Source organism: Sphingomonas sp. 179-A 2A2 NHS (assembly GCF_045371305.1).
GTDB lineage: Bacteria > Pseudomonadota > Alphaproteobacteria > Sphingomonadales > Sphingomonadaceae > Sphingomonas.
The window spans coordinates 1-1,775 of sequence record NZ_JBIQDE010000032.1 but is presented as its reverse complement, the minus strand read 5'-3'; the positions used below and the strand labels follow the sequence as shown (position 1 = coordinate 1,775).

Annotated in this window: 3 protein-coding genes; 1 reads left to right on the top strand and 2 read right to left on the bottom strand. The window is 67.1% G+C overall.

What is annotated here, in order from left to right:
- Together ACH0AE_RS17820 and ACH0AE_RS17815 are read right to left on the bottom strand one after the other, a co-directional pair.
- Positions 1-278: anhydro-N-acetylmuramic acid kinase (locus tag ACH0AE_RS17820; RefSeq protein WP_406876168.1), on the bottom strand; the 278-nt coding region annotated here is incomplete at its 3' end.
- Entirely contained in the window at positions 279-1,217 is a 939-nt protein-coding gene (locus ACH0AE_RS17815) for a protein phosphatase 2C domain-containing protein (RefSeq protein WP_406876167.1), read from the bottom strand.
- Positions 1,218-1,228: 11 nt separating this feature from the next.
- Here ACH0AE_RS17815 and ACH0AE_RS17810 point away from each other — a divergent pair.
- Positions 1,229-1,775 (top strand): SIS domain-containing protein (locus tag ACH0AE_RS17810; RefSeq protein ID WP_406876166.1); only part of this gene is annotated, 547 nt, incomplete at its 3' end.

The window sequence follows — 1,775 nt, the reverse complement described above, 5'->3', positions numbered from 1 at the left end:
ATCCGGCCCGCATCCTCGCGCTCGAGAAGCGCGCGAGCGGCCCGGACATGCACGTCCAGGACGATCCTTTCCGCCTCGCCGAAGCTTGCCGGGCGCTCGCCGCGCCCGTCCGCCCGGACCGCGTCCTCAGTCGCGGCAATGAGCGTGGCGCGCTCGTCGACGCTGAACGGCAACAGCAGGGTCGGCCCGAAGCCATGCACGCGCTCGCCGTCCGTCTCGATGATCGCCGCGTCGACGCCGTCGAGCGACGTGCCGCTCATGAAGCCCAGAACGCGCATTCAGCCCTCTCCTTGAAACTCGCAGTGCAGGAAGCTCGCGTCGTCGTGCACCTTGACGCGCGGATAGCGACGACAGGAACCTTCCGTCCGCTCCAGGTCGCGCAACGTGTAGAGCCATTTCGCGAAGGCCTCGTCGTCGTCGATCGCGAGCAGGTCATGGGGCGTCGCGACGGCAAAGAGCTCGACAAGCCGGAGATAGCCGTCGCTAGCGATCGCGAAGCGCCGCCCGGCATCGACCGGCATCCTCATCACGTCGAGATGTTCGGCCGCCGCCGGTTCCGTTCCGAGCACCCAGTACCCGTCCGGCTTGTTCATGAGACGGCGGTTCTCGCGCAACTGGGGCAGCACGGCCTCCTTCAACTCGGCAGGCGTGATTCCGGGATGGAGATCGATGATCCGCTCGACGAGCGCAATCGTCTTACCCTCGATGGCGCCGAGCGCCGTCGTCCCGAAAAGCTGGGCGTTCCCGTCCTCCCCTGTATAGGCGATCCTGCAATCGGCGAGCGTCGCGAACTCCACCCCGCCGTCCATCACGCGAACCATGGCGAATGCGGCCGAGGGATGCTCGTGCGATCCGTCGGGCTCCCTTAGAGCGTGGCGGCCAAGGGCGTCGCGACAACGCTCGATCACTGAGCGGACCAAGTCGCGGGTCGGCGTATCCGGGGATTGTATCAGCACTGAGCGCAACTCGGCGTCCGCCATGTTCGCCAACCACGCCGCATCGCTCGGAGCTTCAAGCAACGCGGCGCCGACACCTGTCGCTCCATCGATCACCCATGCTGCGCCTGGGCAGTGTCCGACAACGTCTTCGTTGACCGGGCCAGGCCCATCCGACTTGGCGACATTGACCTTCAGCAACGGACGGTTCCCCTCCTGGGCAGTTTGCCTCGGCTCGGCCGAGCGTACAACCACCTTAATACCATTGGCAATGGCACGCATATTGGTATGCTATGGCCGAGCTCGACAGCCCGGCTCGGGGGAAGGGAACTTCGGTGGCGTTGAACAGCGTGATGGCGCACGAGGCGGGAGAGGCGGCGCGGGTCTGCGAGGAGCAGGTCACGCTCAATGCAGAGCTGATGCGGGACACAGGCGCCCGGCTGCGGGCGCTTGACGCCCCATTCGCCGCGACTCTCGCGCGCGGGAGTTCTGACCAGGCGGCGGCGTTCGCCAAAGTTCTGTTCGAGACGCGCGGGACCATGCCGACGCTCAGCCACTCGCCTTCCATCGGGGCGCTGTACGGCGCCACCTCGACGCGTTTCCGGGGCGTGCCGCTGTTCGCGATCTCGCAGTCCGGTCGCAGCCCCGACCTGCTCCGCGCCGCGGCGCAGGCGCAGCAACGGGGCGCGGTCCTCGTGGCCGTCGTGAACGACGCCTCCTCACCACTGGCGGAGCAGGCCGATGTGGTGATTCCGATCCATGCTGGCGCCGAGACCAGCGTAGCGGCGACCAAGAGCTTCATCGCGACGCTCGTGGCCTTAACGCATCTCGCCGCCGAGT